Origin of the sequence: Schaalia cardiffensis (assembly GCF_016405145.1) — a bacterium.
Lineage (GTDB): Bacteria > Actinomycetota > Actinomycetes > Actinomycetales > Actinomycetaceae > Pauljensenia > Pauljensenia cardiffensis.
Window position 1 is genome coordinate 1 of record NZ_JAEKIA010000026.1, and the last position, 3,950, is coordinate 3,950.

The following is a 3,950-nucleotide window of genomic DNA, read 5'->3' on the forward strand; positions in this document are numbered from 1 at the left end:
AAACGTCAAAGCCCAGAAAAACCCACCACACCACAACAGCACAGCAGGCAATCCCAACCAAAAACAACTCAAAAACAAAAAACAGGCATAAAAAACAAACACACTATCGAGTTCACAAACAACACCCCACACCCAACCACAACACCCCAAAAAGGCACCACAACCAGGCAAGGCAACCACCACAACCCCACAACCAGGAACCGCAGCAACAAAACACAAACCTACACACCCCCACCCACCCACGTCAAACCCACACAACGTAACACCCACCACACCCACGAGTAGCTACGAAGAGACGGGGCGCACCCTCTTAAAAGGTGTACGCCCCGTCTCCACAATAGAAATGCGCGCCCTGAAGCGGAATATCCACATCCGATTCAGGAGATCAGCTCATGCCGCAGTCGGCGCAAGAGCGTTATCCACCGGCAATGGACAACCACCCCTGCGCTTCTTTGCCGCTATGAATGTGACAAGAATTGCAGCTACGGTCCAAAGGAAGAGGATCATGAGCGTCTTTTCGATTGTCCCGTCAACGCCAGCCCCTCCCGAAATGAGCGCACGGAAAGAGAGCTGTGTGTAACTCATTGGCAAAAGAGGATGAATCCACTGGAAGAAGCGGGGCGCGGTTTCGATCGGGAAGGTCGCACCCATGGAGGTGATCTGAAGGCTCAGGAGAACGATAGATAAGAAGCGTCCTCTGAAGGCGAAAGCCGCAACGCACGCCTGATTCACAGCCACGAAGCACAACGATGTGGCGATCGCCATTGCGCATAGTCCAAGGATGTTCGCTGCATGAAGCTCACCGACGGCATTCACCACAAGCATCATGATGACGGCTTGCCCTATTGCCAAGAAGAGTGCTGTTGCAGCCGGGCGTGTTGCCGATTTCCACCACCGTTCTGCGTGCGGGCGCTTGTCGAGCGCCGGAAGGATGAGGAAGAGGGCGATTGCACCGACCCATAGGGACAAAGACATGAACATTGGGGTGAATCCGGCACCGTTGTTCACGACGCCATTCAAGCGGTCCGATTCAACATCCACGAGCTTGCCAGCAACCTCAGCACTATGGCTTCGCTCAGCCTCGTTGAGAAGAGGAATACGATTCGTTCCTTTGTCGAGTTGTTCCGAGAGTGTGCCGCTTCCTTTCGCGAGGGTCGAGGCTCCGAGTTGGGCCGTACTCATTCCATCAGCGAGGGCGGAAGCTCCCTGTGCGGCACTACTCGTCCCCTGCGCGAGTTCATTGAGGCCTGAGACGAGACCTGATGTGTTCGATGCTGCCGAGCTGCTTCCTCGTGAAAGTGATTGAAGAGCTTCAAAGATCTGCGAGGTACCGTCCGATATTCTTTGAGCTCCCGCATCCACAGCTTCGACACCAGAAGCGAGGTGCGGAGTTTTCGTTTCGAGGTCACTCAGGCCCTGTGACACCGCGGATAGTCCACTGTTGAGCTGATGCGCGGCCTCGGACAGCTCCGAGGAGCCCAGTGATAGCTGGGAGGCGCCCGTTGCAGCAGCACCAACGCCCTCGGAAACGCTTTGCGCACCAGAGACGAGCTGGACAAGCGCCTCGCTCATTGATGCGAGCTTCTCATTGAGCGTCGTATCTGCTGCCACGAGGGCGGTGTTGAGCTGTCGTGCACCATGATTCAGATTCGGGGATTGCGCCGATAGCTCGCGCAGGGCTTGGCAGGTCGTTGATTGATCGGCCGCAGCTGCGCATGCTGCAGCGAGTTGATCGACCGTCCCCGAATAGGATGCGATGCTTGATTCGAGCTGCTCACCGCTTTGAATGGCAGCGCCCAGAGAAAAGCCGTCCATTTCCATCAGTTCGCTGTGTACAGTCGCTAAGCCTCCGGCGACGCTCGCCGCCCCCTCCTTCAGGCTTGGGGCACCCCCTTCAGAGCGATTGAGTGCATCGTCGAGCCTCTTCGCCCCCTCGTTGATCGCTGCTGCGCCCTCGTCAATGGCTCCTGATGCATTGAGTGCCGAGGACGCTCCCGAAGCGAGTTGCCCGACACCCGAGGCCATGTGCCCTGCCTGCTCTGTGAGAGAAGCCGTGCCGTCGGCGAGGCGGACAGTAGCATCGGCGAGATCGCCAGATCCAGCTGAGGTCTGTTGCGCTCCTTCTGCGAGCCTGTTCAGTCCCGAGGAAAGCTCAAGCGCCCCTGTGAGGGCTGCGTGCGCGCCGGTGTCGAGGACCTCCAGACCACTAGTCAGTGTCACCGATCCTGTCTGGAGATCAGCGATGCCAAGGCTGAGCGTGTCGCTGCCCTGCTGGAGCGTATCCGCACCCTCTTGTGCTCTTACAAGGCCTGTTCTGACGCTCTGGATCGAAAGGATGAGATGATTTGCGATCCGCGTGGCTCCATGCTCGTTAATGCGGTTCGTCATCTCCTCAGCCACGCTCTGCGCCATGGTGCCGGCCAGATAGTTGATGGAGTCATCGGTGACGAGCCTCAGTTCCTGCGTTGTGGCTTCGTCGCGTTCATCGGTGGCAAGTCTCGATACGTTCTTCGAGAAGTCTTCGGGGATGTAGAGGATCGCACGAACATCCTCGGTCCTCATCCTCGACTCAGCCTCCTGTGCGCTCATCGCTTTCCAGGTGAAACCGACATCTTCTCCTTTGCGCGGTTCGAGAAGCGCAGATTCGAGCTCTGAGCCCAAGGAGAAGGTCTCTTCCTCGCCGTTGACGAGTTCGGCTGTAACAGGAGAATCAGAATTGACGATCGCCGCAGTCATCGTCCCAAGACGATGCGTTGGATCTTGGTAAGTCAAAGTGAGAAGTCCGGCATACAGCAGGGGGATCACGAGGACCGCAATGATGACGATGGTGTTCCCAAGGTGGGATCCGTTCAGCTTCTTCATGTGCATGACATCCCTTCGCACGATGTTCACAGCCAAAGGTGCGAGCCTGAAATCGCGCCAAGCAAAACGATACACATGTGTATCCATCACTTCAATACAGACCTGTATCCTTTGGATAGTGTGAGTGAGTCCAGCAGCAAGGGCGAAGAAACCCTACCGAGTAGCGCATGGAGGAGACGTAGTGACGAAGCAGGCCAGTACGCCCCCGCTCCACGTTGGGCACACAATCTCTGCGCGCAAGGCAACGCTCAAAAAGCTCGCATCGATGCCCCCGAGCGATAGGCGCGCCGAAACCCAAGCCCTTCTCCTCGAAGCTGGCCGTCAGCTCTTCATCGAACAGGGCATCATGGGAACCAGCGTCAAAGATCTCTGCAGCCTCGCAGGATTCAGCCGCGGCGCCTTCTACTCCAACTTCTCCGACATGGAGCACTTCATCGAACGCCTCGCACACGAGCAATGGAGGACCATTACCGAGGCCGTGGACGAGTCCCTCGAAGCCTTCCTCAATTCTGAGCGCCTACCACTCGTCCTCGATTCGAAAAACGCCACGGAACTAGCGAGCCGTTTCCTCGAGATTATGCCGATATCACGCGCCTTTCATCTCCTCCACACAGAGATCGTCAGCTACTTAGCACGCAGCTGCACAGCGAGAGAGGAAATGCGCATCGAATACCGAGCTTTCAAAGAACATCTCGGACGCGCTCTGAGTTCGGCTCTCGAAAAAACCGGCAGGCACTGCATTCTCTCCCCGATTGACACGGCTGAACTGTTCTTGGCGTGTGCCGAACGTTCAATGTGCATTGGCCTGGCGGAGCGGGATGATGATTTGAAGGCGTATATCGAAAGGATTGCGCCAACGCTGCTTGTGCAGTTGACGGTTCCGAGCCATTAGAAGCATCTGGGTTCTTCGGGCTGGTGCCGTGTTTTGTGTCTTCTTCGACGCGTTGTGCTCTGTGTGTGTTGGGTGGGGTTGTGCGTCTTTGCAGTAGTAATCCGGGTTTGCACCCGGTTGTGTGTTGGCGTGTCTGGTGCACCACTTGCAGACATTGGTGTGTGTGAAAGAGGGGTGGGGGGTGGAGCATCGGGAA

The 3,950-nt window shown here is 56.8% G+C and carries 2 protein-coding genes; one reads left to right on the forward strand and one right to left on the reverse strand.

Features of this window, described 5'->3' with window-relative positions:
• Nucleotides 1-390 precede the first annotated feature (390 nt).
• Nucleotides 391-2,862: a YhgE/Pip domain-containing protein gene (locus JFX23_RS09190; RefSeq protein WP_198776642.1), complete on the reverse strand. Its 2,472-nt coding sequence runs from the start codon at nt 2,860-2,862 to the stop codon at nt 391-393.
• A 181-nt stretch (nt 2,863-3,043) separates the two neighbouring features.
• Between JFX23_RS09190 and JFX23_RS09195 the strand changes: the two genes are divergently transcribed.
• Entirely contained in the window at nt 3,044-3,754 is a 711-nt protein-coding gene (locus tag JFX23_RS09195) for a TetR/AcrR family transcriptional regulator (protein WP_005965328.1), read from the forward strand.
• The last annotated feature ends 196 nt before the right edge of the window (nt 3,755-3,950 follow it).

Excerpts from the sequence above, each read along its gene's own strand:
- JFX23_RS09190 (WP_198776642.1), bottom strand. The coding sequence starts at position 2,862 with ATGAAGAAGCTGAACGGATCCCACCTTGGGAACACCATCGTCATCATT.